The following is a 16,450-nucleotide window of genomic DNA, read 5'->3' as shown; positions in this document are numbered from 1 at the left end:
GCTGGATTGACGGCCTCAGAACGCCAGGTTGGCCTTGAGCCAGAAGGTCCGGCCTGGTTCGTTCACCCGGGTGGTCTGGGTGAATCCGCCCACCATTGCGCCGCTGCGGCTGATGAATTCGGCGTAGGTCTTGTCGAAGAGGTTGTCCACGCCCGCGGTCAAAAGGGTGCCCTTGCGGGGCCGGTAGCCTGCATTGAGGGATACGATGGCAAAGCCGCTGGAGGCGCCGATGTCCTGGCCGACGATGTTCCCGTTGCCCGGGTCGAGCCGCTTCTGGCCCTGGACGAGGCGGAGCAGGGCGCCGGCGCTCCAGGTCTTGTCGTCGTAGCCGGCGCCGACGCGGCCTTCGAGCGGGGCGATCTGGGACAGGGGCCTGCCGCTGGTATCGTTGTCGCCGTGGGTCCAGGCCAGGGTACCCCAGGTCTTCCAGAAGGGGGTGAGCTGGTAGCTGGCGTCTGCTTCCAGGCCGTAGGTGGTGGCGTCGATGTTAAGGGCGCCGGTGGTCAGGTAGCTGCCGTTCCGGATCGTGTTGATCTGGATGAAATCCTGGTGCTTGGCGTAGAAGGCTGACAGGGAGGCCTTCACCGGGCCCGCAGCGTAGATCACCCCGGTGTCCAGCTGGTTGGTTTTTTCGGGTTTGATCAGAAAGGTGCTGGCACTGCCGGTCATCATGCTGGAGGTGGCCGCCGGGGATTTGCTGCGCTCCCAGTAGTCTGGTGCCCGCTCGCTATGGCCGACGCCCGCATACAGGGTGGTCGCGGCATTCCAGGCATTTTCCCAGCGCAGGAAGGCGGCTTTCAGGGTGTCCTTGTCGCTCACTCCCGACGTGCTCCGGCCACTGCGCTCGTCCTTTGCCTCAGTCCAGTCGATCCGGGCGCCCCCGATCAGGCGGTGGGCGGCATTGAGCTCGTGGGACAGTTCGCCGAACATCCCCCATTGCTGAAAGCGCATGTCGGCGACCCGGGATGCCGTCAGGGTACGGCGCAGGGTGTGATCGTTTTCCTGGAAGTCGATACCGGTTTCCAGGCTGCTGCGGGGGGAGAGGTCGAGGGTGGTGGCGATCCGGCCCCCCCTGGTTTCCCGATCCGGATTGCTCAGCATCCGCATGCCGCTCAGCGGACGCAGGCTGTAGTTGTCCATCACGTGGTCCACGTAGTTGCGATAGACCTGTGCCTCCACCTTGGCGACCAGGGGGCTCAGATTCTTCTTCTCGAACTTGAGGCCCACGTTGGTCCGGTCGAACTGGGTACCGTCCATGCTGCGGTCGGCATAGGCAGCCTGCCCGTCGCTCTTGGCGAAGCTCAGTTCGATCCGGGTGTCCTGGTCTGGGGTCAGGCCGACGGCGCCGCTGATGCTCCAGCGGTCGTAGTAGGAATGCACCCGGCGGCCGGATCCATCCTTGTAGTCCTGGCTGTGGGAGTGGGTGCCGGTGAGCTCCCCGTAGTAACGCTCGTTGCCGAGTTCGGCGCGGAGAACCTGGTCGTTGCGGCCGAAGCTGCCGCCCAGCAGGCTGGCTTCCACCTTGCTTTCAAAGCCCTTGCGCACTTTCGCGCTGCGCTCGAAGAGGACCACGCCGGCACTGTTGCCCGGCCCGTACTTTACCGTTTGAGGCCCCTTCAGCACGGTGATCCGGTCGAAGGCTTCCGGGAAGACGTAGGCGGTGGGGGGGTCCATCCGGTTGCCGCAGCCGCCCAGGATCATCTCGCCGTCCAGCAGGATCCCCAGCCGGGAGGCCGCCATACCCCGGAACACCGGGTCCCCGTCGGTGCCGCCCTTGCGGATCACCGAGAAGCCGGCGATGTTCTTCAGGTAATCAGCCCCGTCGTGGGCGGGTACCGGTTGCCGGGGCGCACGGGGGTCGGTGGTGACGGTGAGAGGGGCGTCCATGGTCGGTGCGGTCACGACCACTTCTGCCAGGGTGGGCGCGGCCTGTGCCGGAAAGGCGCAGGCCAGGGCGAGGGGGACGGTGAGAGGAATGAGGCGGCAGCGGCCGGTGTTCCGGTTCATTGAGTGTGGCTCCCTTAGAGATGATGGGGCGCACATTAATGGGTGAGCGGCTGCGCAGGCTTGATGCGCGGCAATTTACCGCACCAAAACGGTGCGGCATAGTGTCGCAGGGCGGCTCAGATGCGGAAGCGGGAGACGCTGGTCCGCAGGCTGCCGGCCACCTCGACCAGGCGTTCGGCGGTTCCTGCCACGGAATGAACCGCGGCGGAGTTTTCCTCCGACATCTGGGCGATGGACTCCACGCTGCGGGCCAGTTCGGTGGCGGCTCCCCGCTGTTCGCCGAGGGCATCACTGATGCTGCCGATGGCCTGCTGTACGGTGCTGGCAGACTGGCGAATGCTGTCCATGGAGGCACTGGCCTGGGAGGCCGTTGCCACCACTTCACCCACCAGCGTACGGCTGGATTGCATGCTGCTCACCGCGCCGGTGGCGCCCTGCTGGATGGTACTGATCACCGTGCTGATTTCCTGGACCGAGCTGGTCGTGCGTTCGGCCAGCTTGCGCACTTCGTCGGCAACCACCGCGAAGCCGCGGCCCTGTTCACCCGCCCGGGCCGCCTCGATGGCGGCGTTGAGGGCCAGCAGGTTGGTCTGATCGGCGACCTCCCGGATCACCACGGTGATCTTGTCGATTTGCTGGACCTGCTCCGAGAGTGTCTGGATCTGACCCGCGGTGGACTCCACCTGTTCGGAAACCTGGATGCTGCTGCGGGTCGCAGCATCCACATCACGGGCGCTGTTGCTGGCCAGGTGCCCGGCTTCCCGGGCCTGGCTGGTGGCCTCGCCGGCATTGCCGCTCACGTGATCGATGCTGACGGTCAGCTCCTCCACGGCGGCGGCCGCCGCCGCCGTGGCGCTGGCCTGATGCTCGCTGCTGATCGACACCTGGCGGGCTGCGGTGGACAGGATGTCGGCGGAGTCGGTCACCCGGCCCGAGTGGGTCATGATGTCGCCGATGGTGTGGGCCAGGTCGGCGCGCATCGCCTCAAGGGACTGGAGCACCTGGCCGATTTCGTCGCCTCCACGGGGGCGCGTCTGACCCGGGGTCAGATCTCCGCCGGCGATGCGGCTGGCACAGCGATTGGCTTCGGCGAGACGCACCTGGATCGTGCGGATGGTCTGCAGGCTGTTGAAGGCGCTGACCCCCGCCGTCGCCAGAAGCAGGATCAGGGCGAGGGTGCTGGCGCTGCTCATGGTTCGCGCAGCATCGTCGGCGGATTCCTTGCCCAGCTTTTCGTTCAGGACGAGCAGGGCGCCGATGTTCTGGGTGATCCTGTCAGCCAGAGGGATCAGCTCGGTCAGTTTCTGCCGGGCTTCCTCCTTGCGGTTTTCCCGGGACAGGCGGATGACCTCGTCGATTTGCGGCCGATATTCCTTGAAGCTGGCGCGCAGGGTGTTGATCAGGCGGCGGTCCTCGTCGTTGGCCAGCAGGGCGTCGTAAGTGGTGAAGCCCTCATCCACACCTTGCCGGGAGGCCTGGATGCGTGTGCTGGCCTGATCCATGTCTTCCGGTGTGGTGGCGACCAGATGCCGATAGATGTATTCCCGGGCCAGGCCAAAGTTGGTGGCGATGTGGTTCAGGGCCAGCAGGCTGGGGACACCGTTGATGTTGGCGAAGTTGGTTCTCTCGAAGACCTGCCGGGTCTGGAAATAATTTGTTCCGGCGAGGATCAGCATGCCGGTCATGGCGGTTGCCGCCAGCAGGATCAGGCGTTGTTTGATGGTCATGGCAATGTCTTTCTTTTTGTGGCGTTTTCCCGGTCAGTGCCGGCGGCGGGCCGGTGGGCCATGGGCAGGAGTCTGAACCGGCTGTACGGCTTCTTGCAGAAAATCTTGAGGAGGCGGAGCGGGAAGGGGCTCGCTGTCCCGGGGGAGTGTCGGCGGGGTGCGTTAAAATCCGCTCTTTGCGCTTTCTTGTTCCATGCCCCGTTCTCCTGCCGGTTCTGTGCCAGTTCTTGTCCTTCCCAGTCCGTTTGCTCCGGAGACCGATACCCTTCTCCTGCTGGAGCCGCCGGAGTGTGACCGGGAGGCTGTCCTGCGCCAGATCCTCGCGGGATCCTACGACAAACCCTTTGTGATCGACGACGGTACCACCCGCAGCCTGCATTTTTCCCTGTCCCTGATCCAGAGCACCATGAGCCTGAAGGATCCTTTCGCCCTGGCGCTGGACTACACCCAGGCGATGATGAGCTTCCTTCTCTTCGTGCCCAAGCCCCGGCAGATCCTCATGCTGGGCCTGGGCGGGGGCTCCCTGGCCAAGTTCTGCCACCGGCATGTGGGGTCGGCACGGATCACCGTGGTCGAGATCGACCCCCGGGTGATTGCGCTCTCCGACGAGTTCGAACTGCCGCCGGACGACGACCGGCTGCAGGTGCTGGAGGGAGACGGTGCGGATGGGGTGCGCCGCAGCCGTGACTGGGAGGCGCGTCCCGATGTGATCATGATGGATGCCTTCGATCGGCATGGCCTGGCGGACTCGGTGAGTTCCAGGGGCTTTTATCAGGATGTGTGCGATGCCCTGACGGGCAAGGGGTTGATGGTGGCCAACCTGGCTGGGGAGAAGGCCGACCGGGAGGATCACCTGGCGATGATTGCCGAGGTCTTTGACGACCGCCTGATGATGATCTCCCTTTCTGACGGCAACGATATCGTGCTGGCCTTCCGGTCCCCGGGTTTCACGCCCCGCTGGCGGGAAGTGGCGAGCCAGGCCCGTGCCCTGCGGGTTCGGACCGGGCTGGATTTCCCGAAATTTGTCGAACGCCTGGAGCGCAGCCGCCGGCTGGCCTGCTGGTGAGGGGCTTGTGACCGCTGTCCGGGCGTCCGGTCTGGTGGCCGCTTTCCATGAAAAAAGAGATCCCTTGATGAATATTCTCCAAGCGTCCCGGGGGGCTGGCCGGGTGGTGGGGCGTTTTGCCCCGTCGCCAACGGGCCCGCTGCATTTTGGCTCGATGGTGGCGGCCTTGGGCAGTTGCCTGTCGGCGCGGGCTCAGGGAGGTGACTGGCGGGTCCGGATCGAGGATGTGGATACCCCCCGCAGCGTCCCCGGTGCCGCCGATGGCATCCTCCGCACCCTCGAGCGTTTCGGTTTTGAGTGGGACGGGGAAGTGGTCTGGCAAAGCAGCCGCACTGGGGCCTACCGGAGCGCCTTCGAGCGTCTGCGGGAGGCTGGCCAGGTCTTTGGCTGTGCCTGCACCCGCAAGGAAATGGCGGACTCCGCGCTGTCCCGGGATGGCACCCGTCGTTATCCGGGAACCTGCCGTTTGGGCCTCCCGGCTGGACGGGTAGCCCGGGCCTGGCGCCTGGCCGTGCCTGCGGGGCCCATCCACTTTGAGGATGGCGTCCAGGGAGCGATCCGGGAGGAGGTGGCCTGCGAGGTGGGAGACTTTGTGTTGTTACGGGCCGACGGCCTGTTTGCCTACCAGTTGGCGGTGGTGGTGGACGATGCCGAAGCCGGGGTGACGGAGGTGGTGCGGGGCGCCGATCTGCTGGACTCCACCGCACGCCAGATCCTGCTCCAGCGCCTGCTGGGGTATCCGGCTCCGGCCTATGCCCATCTGCCGGTGGCGTGCAATCTGGCGGGAGAAAAACTCTCCAAGCAGACCCTTGCCCGGGCAATCGAAGCCGCGGCTCCAGCCCAGGTCCTGGTGGATGCGCTGGCTTTCCTGGGGCAGGCACCTCCGGCGGACCTCGCGGTGGATAGTCTGGCAGCGGTCTGGAGCTGGGCACGGACCCATTGGTGCCTGGACAGGGTGCCCCGCTGCCGTGCGGTACCCGCGCCCGCTTATGCCTGATCCGAGGCGCGCTGGTGCCGCCAGGCTTCGATGGCCACCGGGATTGCGTCGAGAGATTCGAACAGGTGCACGCCGGTCAGTTTTCGGGCACAGCCCCTGATTCCGGCCCCGCCGGCCCAGAGGGCGACCTGTTCCGGCAGGCTTTGCCGCAGGCTGCGCAGCCCCTCCACTGCCTGGCGGGCCGGATAGGCGGCGCTGAAGGAGACGGCAACGATGTCAAAGCTGGCGGCGTCGGTGGCGGCGCGGATGTCCTCCAGAGGTGTCTGGGTCCCCAGGGAGATGCAGCTGGCCCCTTCCGGGGCGATCATGGCCTCCACCATCAGCAGCCCGAGGGCATGCTGTTCTTCCGGAAAGGTGGTGAGCAGCACCACGGGCCGTCCTCCCTGGGCCATCGGCTGGGTGCTGATGGCTGCCCGCAGGATGTTCTGGATCTGCTCGGTAAACAAGTGCTCTTCCGCAATCTCCAGCTCTCCCCGCAGCCAGGCATCACCGATCAGGCTGCTGAGGGGAGCGACCACACTGCTCACGAACTGCTGCAGGCCGAGCTTCATCAGTTGCTGCTGAAGGCTGCGGCGGAGATCTTCGTGGAGGTGCAGCCGGACGAACTTGAGGATCGCTGCAAACTGGGCACTTCGTTCCGGATCGGCCGGATCCTTGGGACTCCCCATGTCCTCCAGCATCCGGGTGAGGGTGCTCAGGTCGAGGCCGATGATCTTCGCTGGGCGATGTCCCAGATCAGTCAGCCGGCGGATCAGTCGCAACTTGTCCACTTGCTCGGGGGGATAAACCCGTTCTCCATGGGTGTCCCGGGCCGGCAGGGGGAATCCGTAACGTCGTTCCCAAACCCGCAGGGTGTCCTTGGCCAGGCCCGTGTCACGCTCCACCGCAGCGATGGGAAGGCCAGCAGGAAGGAGAGGATTGTTCATTGATTGTCCTGGACAAAAAGTTGACATCAGCGTGAATTGCTTCTAGTGTAGAAACATCAACAGTTCTTGTCTAGGACAAACATCATGAATACCCAGTCGATGGAAACACCCAGGGCGCTCTTCATGACGGTGCTGGCTCTCGCTGGGATCGCTTTCGGTGTCCAGCAGATGGCCCGTTCCCCAGTAAGCTTCACGGGAGTCGAGAGCGTCCTCCAAGCAGATTCTGATCGTCCTGCTGTCCAGGACGAAGACATTGACGTACTGTGGTTTGTCCATCAGAACAGTGGTGCTTGACACCATGAGCCCATCTTCTGCGTCCGGGATCTTCCAGACCCTCCTGCTTCTCCTGTTTCTGGGGGCTGGGAGCGTGCAGGCGGCATGCCCTGGCCTGCTCAACCACAGCTTCCCGCGTCTTCAGGACGACAAGACCCAAAATCTGTGCGATTACCAGGGCAAGGTGCTGCTGGTGGTCAATACCGCGAGTTACTGTGGCTTCACCAGCCAGTATGATGGACTGGAAAAGATGTATGCCAGGTACAAGGACAAGGGTCTGGTGGTGGTGGGTTTTCCGTCCAACGACTTCGGCAACCAGGAGCCTGGCAGCAGCAAGGAGATCGCTGATTTCTGCCGCCTCACTTATGGGGTCAAGTTTCCCATGATGGCCAAGACGGAGGTGGGCGGATCCGCAGCCAACCCGTTTTACCGGCAGCTGGCCTCCATCACGGGGGAACGCCCGCGCTGGAATTTTCACAAATACCTGATTGACCGGAGCGGTCAGAAGGTCATGAGTTTTCCCAGCACAACGGCGCCAGACAGCCGGACCCTGGTGAATGCCGTCGAGAAGGCTCTGGCCGAGCGCCCCCAGTAAGTTGCAGATTACCTCCCCCTTCCCATTGCCCCAGCCCCGCTTCCGACAGGAGAGACGCCCATGAACGCGCCCGAGAAATTCCACCTCCCCGACATTCAGGCTTCCGAAGATCTGCGCCAGCTGGCGATCCAGCGAGTCGGCGTGCGTGGCTTGCGTTATCCCATCAGCCTGCGCGACGGTCAGGGCCGTGTCCAGCCCACCGTCGCCACCCTGGAAATGACGGTCTTCCTTCCGCCGGAGGTGAAAGGCACGCACATGTCCCGGTTCGTGGAAATCCTGGAGACCGAACGGGGCCCGCTCGATCTGACCGAGCTGCAGGTGATGATGAACGATACCCTGGTCCATCTGGGCGCCCCGGCGGGACGCATCCACATGCGTTTTCCCTTCTTCGTCCGCAAGCAGGCGCCGGTCTCCGGTGTGGAAAGCCTGCTCGACATGGACGCATCCATCACCATCGAGAAAGCCTTTGGCCGGGAGGCCGAAGTCAGCCTGCAGGTGGTGGTTCCGGTGACCAGCCTGTGCCCCTGCTCCAAGAAGATTTCCGAGTATGGTGCCCACAACCAGCGCTCCCATCTGACCCTGACCGCTGTGCTGCGGGATCAGATGAGTCTGGAGAGGCTGGTCCGGATTGCCGAGGAGGAGGCTTCCTGCGAGGTCTTCGGCCTGCTCAAGCGCCCGGATGAGAAATGGGTGACCGAGCGCGCTTACGACAACCCCAAGTTCGTGGAGGATCTGGTCCGCGATGTGGCCTTGCGCCTGAAGGCTGAGCCGTGCATTGCCCGCTGGACCATCGAGTCGGAGAACTTTGAATCCATCCACAATCATTCTGCTTACGCCTTCATCGAAGGCAGCAACGGCTGAGCCGCCTACAGGGAGCCTGATATGGATCGTGGAAACCCGGATCGACTGAAAGCACGGGGCTCGAAAGCCCGCCGCATCGCCGTGGTGGGAGGGGGAATCTCCGGCCTGGCCGCGGCCTGGCTCCTCAGCCGGGAGCATGAAGTCGTGCTCTATGAGGCCGGAAGCTACGTGGGTGGCCACACCAACACCGTGGATGTGGAGGTGGACGGTCAGTGTTTTCCAGTGGATACGGGATTCCTGGTATTCAACCGGCGTACTTACCCCAACCTGTGTGCCCTGTTCAGCCTGCTGGAGGTGGAGTCCGTCGAGAGCGAGATGTCCTTTGGCGTGAGCCTCAGCACGCCGGAGCTGGAGTGGGCCGGAAGCGATCTGGCCAGCCTGTTTGCCCAGCGCAGCAATCTGGCCCGTCCGGCCTTCTGGGGCATGCTTGGCGATATCCGCCGCTTCAACCGCGAAACCACCCGGATGGCACGGGAAGGGACTTGTCCGGACATTGCTCTGGGTGACTACCTGACAGTCCACGACTATGGCCAGGCTTTCCGGGACTGGTACCTGATCCCGATGGCGGCCGCGATCTGGAGCTGCTCGACCCGGACCATGATGGCGTATCCGCTGGCCACCTTCGTGCGCTTCTGCCATAACCACGGGCTGCTGCAGATCTTTGACCGTCCGACCTGGTACACGGTCAGGAATGGTGCCCGCACCTATGTGCGCAAGCTGCTGGACGGGATTGGTGATGTCCGTGTTGCCAGGCCGGTGACGGGGGTTCTGAGGGAGGACGGGGGGGGCGTCTGGGTCGAGTCCCGTGATGGCCGGGAGCGCTTCGACGAGATCGTCTTTGCCTGTCACTCGGACCAGACCCTGGCGATCCTCGGCAAGGGCACTGCCCCGGAGGAGCGTCGCCTGCTGGGAGCCGTGAAATATCAGTCCAATGACGCCTGGCTGCACACTGATCCACGCCTGCTGCCCCGGCGCAGGAGCGTGTGGTCTGCCTGGAACTACCTGTCCGGCCATGGCGCTCCCGGGGAGCGCCCGGTGTCCGTTTCCTACCTGCTCAACCGCCTGCAGCCCCTGCCGGTCGAAACCCCCGTGGTGGTGTCCCTCAATCCCCTGGTGGAGCCCCGCCCCGAACATGTGCATGGGCGTTTCAGTTACGCCCATCCGGTGTTCGACCAGGCGGCCATCGATGCCCAGGGCCGCCTGCCTTCCCTGCAAGGCGCACGCAATACCTGGTTTGCAGGCGCCTGGACCGGCTATGGCTTCCACGAGGATGGTCTCAAGTCTGCGCTGGCCGTAGTCAATGCCATGGGCGTACGGGCCCCCTGGCAGGGTGGCCAGGCCTGTCCGGTGGCACAGGCGGGATGAGCGGCGGCGCCTTCACTCCGGTGGTCTGTTTCGGTGCGGTGATGCACGAACGGACCCGGCCGGCACACAACCGCTTCACTTATCCCCTGGCCACGCTGCGGGTGCCACTGAGCCAGCTGGACACGCTCCGGGTTCCGCTGCTCGGGGTCAACCGTGCCCATGTGTTCGGACTCCACAACCGGGACCATGGTGCCCGGGATGGTTCGCCGCTGCTGCCCTGGATCCGCGATCTGCTGGCGGGGCAGGGGGTCCATGAGGCGGATGGTGAGGTGGTTCTGCAGACCATGCCGAGGATGTTCGGCTACCTGTTCAACCCGGTCAGTTTCTGGTTCTGTCACGACCGCTCGGGGCGTCTCCGCGCCGTGCTGGCGGAGGTGAGCAACACCTTTGGCGAGCGCCACAACTACCTGGTGGCCCATCCGGACCGGCGGCCCATCACGGCCGGAGATGAGCTGCGGGCCTGCAAGATCTTTCACGTATCGCCCTTTTTTCCGGTCAGGGGCGAGTACCGCTTCCGTTTTGACCGGCAGGGGGGGGTGGTGAATACTGCCATCGATTACTGGGAGGGGGATCACTGCCAGCTGGCCACCCGCCTGTCCGGTCGGGAGGAGCCCCTGGCGGGCGCGGTCCTCCTGCGCTGGCTGGCCCGTCTTCCCCTGATGACATTCGGCGTGATGTTCCGCATCCACTGGCAGGCCTTGCGCCTGGCCCTCAAGCGTGTTCCCTTCTTCCGCAAACCCTTGCCCCCGGCCGAGGAGATCTCTTCATGAACAGGCTCGATGAAAACATCGTCGGAGCAACCGCCGACACTGTCGCCCACCTCCGCCGGGGCACCCGGCTGGTCCTGGGACTGCTCGACAGCATCCAGGGAGGCAGCCTGGACGTAACCCTGCCCAACGGAATGTCGAGGAAGGTCGGGCAGGGTCCCTGCGTTGCCCACATGTCCGTGGCCGACGAGGAGGTCTTTGACGACATCCTGGCCAAGGGGGACATCGGTTTTGCCGAAGCCTGGATGGCGGGTGACTGGCACACCGACAACCTGCCCGCGTTGCTCACGCTCCTCGCCCGCAACCGGGCGCCCCTGGCCAATGCCATTCATGGCAAGGTCTGGCGCCTGCTGGGGCATCGCCTGACCCACCTGCTGCGGGCCAATACCCGGGCCGGCTCGAAGCGCAACATCGAAGCCCATTATGATCTGGGCAATGATTTCTACCGCCTCTGGCTGGACCGGACGATGACCTACTCCAGCGCCCTGGAGCTGGGCCCCCGGGATGATCTGGAGTCGGCTCAGCTGCGCAAGTATCGCCATATCCTCGATCAGCTGGCCCCGACGCCAGGTCAGACGATCCTCGAGATCGGGTGTGGCTGGGGAGGCTTTGCCGAGGTGGCGACCACCGAATATGGCTGCCGGGTGCTGGGGCTGACCCTGTCAAGGGAGCAGCTGGCCTGGGCCCGCCAGCGGGCCGAGGAGGGGGGCTGGGCCGACCGGGCGGACTTCGAGCTATGCGACTACCGGGACGTGCGCGGCCAGTACGACCACATCGTCTCCATCGAGATGCTGGAGGCCGTGGGCGAACGTTTCTGGCCGGGCTATTTCCGTCAGATCCGGGAGCGGCTCAAGCCGGGGGGCCGGGCAGTGATCCAGGTCATCACGATCGCCAACGAACTGTTTGCCAGCTACCGCAAGGGCACTGACTTCATCCAGCGCTATGTCTTTCCCGGCGGCATGCTGCCGAGCCCCGCCGTATTCGTGCGCCACGCCCGCAGGGCCGGTCTGGCAGTGGCCGGGGATCGGGCCTTCGGGCTGGATTATGCAGAAACCCTGGTCCGCTGGCGGGAGGGGTTTGAAGCAACCCTGATCCAGACCCGCAGCCTGGGGTATGACGAGCGTTTCGTCCGTCTGTGGCGTTTCTACCTGGCGTATTGCGAGGCCGGGTTCCGGGCGGGCAGCGTGGATGTCCATCAGTTCCAGCTGCATCATGAAAACCCTGCGTAGAGCCCTGCTTTGCCTGCTGGGGGTGGCCTGCCTGGCCTTTGGAGGGGCCGCGTCGGCCAGCCTGCCCGAGCCCGTCCGGGCGCTGTCCGCCGGCTGGAAGCCCCTGGGCAAGGGAGAGACCAGTTTCCTGGGGCTGCGGCTCTACGATGCGACGCTCTGGGTGGCTGGCAGCGATTACCGGGACGATCAGCCCTATGCGCTGGCCTTGAACTACGCCCGGGGATTTTCCCGGGCGACCCTGGTGGCTACCAGCCTGGACGAAATGCGCCGCCTGGGCGGCGCGGACGAAGCCCGCCTGAGCCGCTGGAAGGTCGAGCTGGAGCGGGTTTTCCCCGATGTGGCGGCGGGCGAAACCATCGTGGGGGTTCATCTGCCGGGCCGGGGGGCGGTGTTTTACCATCAGGGCCGCCTGTCCGGTGAAGTGCTTGATCCGGCCTTCGCCCGGGCCTTCTTTGCCATCTGGCTGGATGTCCGGACGCGCGTGCCGGCCTTGCGCAGCCGTCTCCTGGGCCTGCCAGCGTGAGGGACGAGCGACCGGCTCCGCCGACACTGCGTTATGGGCTGCTTGGGTTGCCGCTGGCTTTTGCCGCTCTGCCGGTCTATGTGCATGTCCCCAAGCTGTATGCCGATCAGCCTGGACTGAGTCTGGGCCTGGTGGGGGGCATCCTCCTGGCCACGCGCAGCGTGGATGCCCTGGCGGATCCTTTCATCGGCTGGGCATCGGATCGCTGGCTGTCCCGCAAGATCCTGGTGCTCGTGGCTTTGCCCCTGCTGGCCCTGGGCATGACAGGACTGCTGGCGCCGCCGGCGGGGGCGGGGCCGGTGTGGCTGGCGAGCCTGCTGGTGCTGGTGACCCTGGCGTACTCGGTCGCTGCCATCAACCACTCTGCCTGGGGGGCTGAGCTGGGCGGGGATTCCGATGGCCGTACGCGCCTCGTGGCCAGCCGGGAAGGCTTTGGGCTGATGGGTGTGGTGCTGGCTGCGGCCTTGCCGGGTCTGCTCGGCGACACGCTGAGGGAGGGGCTGGCGTGGACCGGGTGGCTCTTTGCGGCCGGCGCGGTCCTGCTCGCCCTGGTCTGCCTTCCACCCCTGCCGGTAGGGGAGCGGCACCCAGCCTCGGCCGAGGCCGCCTGGCCGGCCCTGCGGCGGGCGCTGACTGATCGCTCCTTCGCGGCCTTGCTGGGTGTCTTTGCCCTCAATGGGATTGCGGCGGCAGTCCCGGCGTCCACGGTCCTGTTCTTCGTGGCCGACGTGATTCAGCGGGAGGATCTCGCCGGTCTCTTTCTCGCGGCTTACTTCACCGCGGGGGCCGCCGGACTTCCCCTGTGGGTGCGCCTGGCCCGGCGTCTCGGCAAACCCCTGGCGTGGCTGGCGGGCATGGGGCTGGCGGTGGTGGTCTTTGCCTGGGCCTGGACCCTCGGGCCGGGGGATGTGAAGCCTTATCTGGTGCTCTGTGTCCTGTCTGGCCTTGCCCTGGGTGCGGATCTGGCGCTCCCGCCGGCCCTGCTGGCAGATCAGCTGGCCGTCCGTGAGGCGGGCAGGGCAGGGGCGTGCTTCGGCTGGTGGACTTTCGTGACCAAGGCCAATCTGGCGCTCGCTGCCGGTCTTGCGCTTCCCCTCCTGGGGAGCCTGGGCTACGTGCCGGGCAGCCGGGATCCGGCGGCCCTGAGTGCTCTGGCTGGTGTTTATGCCGTATTGCCGCTGATCCTCAAGCTTGTGGCAGGGGTGGCCCTGTGGCGCCTGAGGAAATCCATCTAGAACCCTGATTCCCCGGAGAACCCTTCATGAGCAAGATCGCACTGTTGCTGGCTGGTGTCATTGGCCTGGGAGGCTGTGCGTCAGTCAACACCACTGACTATGCCGCCGAAAAACCCGAGCTGGATCTGGCCCGCTATTTCAACGGCACACTGGATGCCCACGGGATGTTCCAGGATCGTTCGGGCAAGGTGGTCAAGCGCTTCCATGTGGAGATCGCGGCCCGCTGGGAAGGCAATGTCGGTACCCTGGACGAGCGTTTCACCTACTCCGACGGCACCACCCAGCGGCGGGTGTGGACCGTGACCAAGCACGATGCCCATCGCTACACCGGCCGGGCGGACGATGTGGTCGGCGAGGCCCAGGGCGAAGCCCATGGCAATGCGCTACGCTGGAAGTACGTGCTGGCCCTGCCGGTGGACGGCAAGGTTTACAACGTGGACTTCGACGACTGGATGTTCCTGATGGACGACAAGGTGATGCTCAACCGCTCGGTGATGAGCAAGTTTGGCTTCCGGCTGGGCGAAGTCAGTCTGAGCTTCACCAAACGGGAGTAGGCATGTCCTGGTTTGCCCCCCTCAACACGCCGATCACTGACTGGCAGGACCGCCGGGTCTGGATCGTGGGTGCGTCCACCGGCATCGGAGCCGCCCTCGCTGTGGAGCTCAACAGCCGGGGCGCACGTCTGGCCCTGTCGGCCCGCAATGGGGAGCGCCTCCGTCACCTGTGCGCCGACCTGCGGGATGCCCTGGCGCTTCCCATGGATGTCACCGACGCGGGGGCGTTCACTCCGGCCCTGATGGAAATCCTCGATGCCTGGGGTGGGGTGGACCTGGTGATCTTCAACGCCGGTACCTATGAACCCCTGCGGGCCTGGGAGCTCACCACCGACAACGCACGCCATACGGTGCACACCAACCTGCTCGGCGTGATGGACGGGGCGGCGGCGGTACTCCCCCAACTGCTGCTCCAGGGGCACGGCGCGCTGGCCATCGTGGGCAGCGTGGCCGGCTACCGGGGCTTGCCCCGGGCCCTGGCCTATGGGCCGAGCAAGGCGGCGCTGATCAATTTTGCTGAAACCCTCTACCTGGATCTGGCCCCCAAGGGGGTGTCGGTCTTCCTGATCAACCCGGGCTTCGTCGCCACACCGCTCACCGCCCAGAACGACTTCGAGATGCCGGCCCTGCTCACGGCGGCCGATGCTGCGCAGCGCATCGTCAAGGGTTTTGCCCGGGGGGGCTTCGAGATCCATTTTCCGAAGCGTTTCACGGGTGTCCTCAAGCTGATGCGTCTGCTCCCCGCACGCTGGTATTTCCGTCTGATCAGCCGGGGGACCGGGTTGTGAGCGCCTTCGCTGATCCGGCCCCGGTGGCACGGGTGGTGTCCTTCTACGAGAACCTGTCCCCTGACGGCCTGGGCCGGATTGCCGAGGTGTATGCACCGGATGCCGCCTTCAAGGATCCCTTCAATGAAGTACAGGGCCTGCCGGCCATCGAGGGGGTGTTCCGCCACATGTATGAGCAGGTCCATGAGCCCCGCTTCCGTGTCACGGGTCAGATGGCTCAGGGGCAGGAAGCCTGGCTGGCCTGGGAGTTCCGCTTCCGCTTCAAGGGCTGGAGGGAGGGAGAAACCCAGCGGGTCCGGGGCGCCACCCATCTGGTCTTTGCGGGTGACGGCCGGGTGCAGGTCCACCGGGATTACTGGGATACAGGGGAAGAGCTGTATGCCAAGCTGCCCTTGCTGGGACGCCTGATGCGCTGGCTCCAGCGCAGGCTCTCCGCTTCGTGAGGGGCTGCAGGGTGGCGAGGCCATGACGCACGCGTGCGCCTGACCGTCACCCGGACCAGGAAGCCCGAACGGCGCCGGGTCCTGGGTGAGGCCGGAGAGATGTCTTGATTTTCGATCTTCCGGATGTCAGGCTCATGGAATCCAGCTCAGCGGAGGCTCTCCCATGAAACTGCTGTGTTCCGTGTTCGTGCTGCTGCTTGCGAAGGGCGCCGTGGCTGCTGACTTCCCGGCGCATGAACTCCGCCAGGCGGGCAGGCCAGCAGAGGCCGCAGCTGCGTCCTTCGCCGGCAAGGACGTCTATCCTCCCCAGATGCTCGCGGACAAGGCATTTCGCAAGGCCTATCACCGGGCCTTGGGAGAGTCACGCCGCGAGCGCTGGCTGGCCCGGCTGGAGGGGCCTGGAGTGCCTGTCCGTCCGGTCAGGATCGGGGGCGGGGAGTATCGCCTGGTGGCGGCCTGCAAGGCCCATGACTGTTACGAGAACAACCTGGTGGTGGTGTTTGCGCCCGCCAGCGGACGGCTTCTGGGCAAGGTGCTCCAGAGTGAACGCCCGCCCTATTTCATTGGCGATCCGGACGGAGCGGAACAGGCCGAACTGGATCGGCTGTGGAGGGAAGAATGGCGACCTTGACTGGAGTGCCCCTGGACGGTGGGCTGATGCTGCGGCCCCTGCGCCTGACCCCGGGCCAGGATCTGCGTCGGGCCCTGGAGTGTGCCGTGTTTGCCGAAGGCCTGTCGGCGGCCTTTGTGCTATCGGGCCTGGGCAGCCTGCAGGCCGTGAGTCTGCGCTTCGCCGGAGCGTCCGAAGCCACGATCCTGTCCGGCAAGCTGGAACTGCTTGGCCTGGCGGGCTCCCTTTCCGCTGACGGGGCCCATCTCCACGGCAGCGTGGCGGACGATATGGGACAGGTCAGCGGAGGACATCTGGGCTACGGCTGCATCGTCCGCACCACGGCGGAGGTACTGCTGGCCCTGCTGCCTGACTGGGATTTCCGGCGGGCGACGGATCCGGGTACGGGCCACGCCGAACTGGTGGTCCGCCGGCGTTCATGAAAAAGGGGCCGTCATGACGGCCCCGGGCATGCGGCGGAGGC

General features: G+C 65.4%; 18 protein-coding genes. 15 read left to right on the top strand and 3 right to left on the bottom strand.

Going from position 1 to position 16,450, the window contains the following annotated elements:
* Positions 1-15 precede the first annotated feature (15 nt).
* Both PHD22_RS01450 and PHD22_RS01445 read right to left on the bottom strand, forming a co-directional pair.
* A complete protein-coding gene (locus PHD22_RS01450; protein ID WP_299861225.1) occupies positions 16-2,007 on the bottom strand; it encodes a TonB-dependent copper receptor in 1,992 nt (663 codons plus the stop codon).
* 116 nt (positions 2,008-2,123) lie between these two features.
* Complete coding sequence (locus tag PHD22_RS01445; RefSeq protein WP_299861222.1) at positions 2,124-3,734, bottom strand: methyl-accepting chemotaxis protein; 1,611 nt, start codon at positions 3,732-3,734, stop codon at positions 2,124-2,126.
* A gap of 193 nt (positions 3,735-3,927) precedes the next feature.
* Between PHD22_RS01445 and PHD22_RS01440 the strand changes: the two genes are divergently transcribed.
* Entirely contained in the window at positions 3,928-4,800 is an 873-nt protein-coding gene (locus PHD22_RS01440) for a fused MFS/spermidine synthase (protein ID WP_299861218.1), read from the top strand.
* A 67-nt stretch (positions 4,801-4,867) separates the two neighbouring features.
* Positions 4,868-5,797, top strand: coding sequence for a tRNA glutamyl-Q(34) synthetase GluQRS (gene gluQRS / locus PHD22_RS01435; RefSeq protein WP_299861215.1), 930 nt, complete (start codon positions 4,868-4,870; stop codon positions 5,795-5,797).
* Here the strand turns inward: gluQRS and PHD22_RS01430 are convergent.
* A complete protein-coding gene (locus tag PHD22_RS01430) occupies positions 5,788-6,723 on the bottom strand; it encodes a MerR family transcriptional regulator (protein WP_299861212.1) in 936 nt (311 codons plus the stop codon). The genes gluQRS and PHD22_RS01430 overlap by 10 nt on opposite strands.
* A gap of 84 nt (positions 6,724-6,807) precedes the next feature.
* On the opposite strand from PHD22_RS01430, the gene PHD22_RS01425 reads away from it, so the two are divergent.
* The 13 genes from PHD22_RS01425 (at position 6,808) to PHD22_RS01365 (ending at position 16,409) form a co-directional block, all read left to right on the top strand.
* A complete protein-coding gene (locus PHD22_RS01425) occupies positions 6,808-7,017 on the top strand; it encodes a hypothetical protein (protein ID WP_299861209.1) in 210 nt (69 codons plus the stop codon).
* Positions 7,018-7,021: 4 nt separating this feature from the next.
* Positions 7,022-7,591 carry a glutathione peroxidase gene (locus PHD22_RS01420; RefSeq protein ID WP_299861206.1) on the top strand — a complete coding sequence of 190 codons (570 nt, stop codon included), beginning with the start codon at positions 7,022-7,024 and terminating at the stop codon, positions 7,589-7,591.
* A gap of 60 nt (positions 7,592-7,651) precedes the next feature.
* A complete protein-coding gene (folE2, locus tag PHD22_RS01415; RefSeq protein ID WP_299861203.1) occupies positions 7,652-8,452 on the top strand; it encodes a GTP cyclohydrolase FolE2 in 801 nt (266 codons plus the stop codon).
* A 21-nt stretch (positions 8,453-8,473) separates the two neighbouring features.
* On the top strand, positions 8,474-9,817 hold the full coding sequence (locus PHD22_RS01410) for an FAD-dependent oxidoreductase (RefSeq protein ID WP_299861200.1): 1,344 nt from the start codon (positions 8,474-8,476) through the stop codon (positions 9,815-9,817).
* Entirely contained in the window at positions 9,814-10,587 is a 774-nt protein-coding gene (locus tag PHD22_RS01405; RefSeq protein WP_299861197.1) for a DUF1365 domain-containing protein, read from the top strand. Before PHD22_RS01410 ends, PHD22_RS01405 begins: the two co-directional genes overlap by 4 nt.
* Positions 10,584-11,813 carry a cyclopropane-fatty-acyl-phospholipid synthase family protein gene (locus tag PHD22_RS01400; RefSeq protein ID WP_299861194.1) on the top strand — a complete coding sequence of 410 codons (1,230 nt, stop codon included), beginning with the start codon at positions 10,584-10,586 and terminating at the stop codon, positions 11,811-11,813. The genes PHD22_RS01405 and PHD22_RS01400 overlap by 4 nt, the downstream gene beginning before the upstream one ends.
* Positions 11,797-12,336, top strand: a complete 540-nt coding sequence (locus PHD22_RS01395; protein ID WP_299861192.1) for a chalcone isomerase family protein — start codon at positions 11,797-11,799, stop codon at positions 12,334-12,336. The genes PHD22_RS01400 and PHD22_RS01395 overlap by 17 nt, the downstream gene beginning before the upstream one ends.
* Positions 12,333-13,571, top strand: coding sequence for an MFS transporter (locus PHD22_RS01390; RefSeq protein WP_299861190.1), 1,239 nt, complete (start codon positions 12,333-12,335; stop codon positions 13,569-13,571). The genes PHD22_RS01395 and PHD22_RS01390 overlap by 4 nt, the downstream gene beginning before the upstream one ends.
* 26 nt (positions 13,572-13,597) lie before the next feature.
* Positions 13,598-14,125: a DUF3833 domain-containing protein gene (locus tag PHD22_RS01385; protein ID WP_299861188.1), complete on the top strand. Its 528-nt coding sequence runs from the start codon at positions 13,598-13,600 to the stop codon at positions 14,123-14,125.
* Between the two features lie 2 nt (positions 14,126-14,127).
* Positions 14,128-14,913, top strand: coding sequence for an SDR family NAD(P)-dependent oxidoreductase (locus PHD22_RS01380; RefSeq protein ID WP_299861185.1), 786 nt, complete (start codon positions 14,128-14,130; stop codon positions 14,911-14,913).
* On the top strand, positions 14,910-15,356 hold the full coding sequence (locus PHD22_RS01375; protein WP_299861182.1) for a nuclear transport factor 2 family protein: 447 nt from the start codon (positions 14,910-14,912) through the stop codon (positions 15,354-15,356). The genes PHD22_RS01380 and PHD22_RS01375 overlap by 4 nt, the downstream gene beginning before the upstream one ends.
* A gap of 163 nt (positions 15,357-15,519) precedes the next feature.
* Positions 15,520-15,987, top strand: a complete 468-nt coding sequence (locus tag PHD22_RS01370) for an Ivy family c-type lysozyme inhibitor (RefSeq protein WP_299861180.1) — start codon at positions 15,520-15,522, stop codon at positions 15,985-15,987.
* Positions 15,975-16,409 carry a PPC domain-containing DNA-binding protein gene (locus PHD22_RS01365; RefSeq protein ID WP_299861178.1) on the top strand — a complete coding sequence of 145 codons (435 nt, stop codon included), beginning with the start codon at positions 15,975-15,977 and terminating at the stop codon, positions 16,407-16,409. Before PHD22_RS01370 ends, PHD22_RS01365 begins: the two co-directional genes overlap by 13 nt.
* Positions 16,410-16,450: the final 41 nt, after the last annotated feature.

The sequence above is a fragment of the Zoogloea sp. genome, from assembly GCF_028693495.1.
In the GTDB taxonomy this organism is placed as follows: Bacteria; Pseudomonadota; Gammaproteobacteria; order Burkholderiales; family Rhodocyclaceae; genus Zoogloea.
The sequence above is the reverse complement of the archived record's forward strand: the minus strand, read 5'-3'. Positions and strand labels throughout refer to the sequence as shown.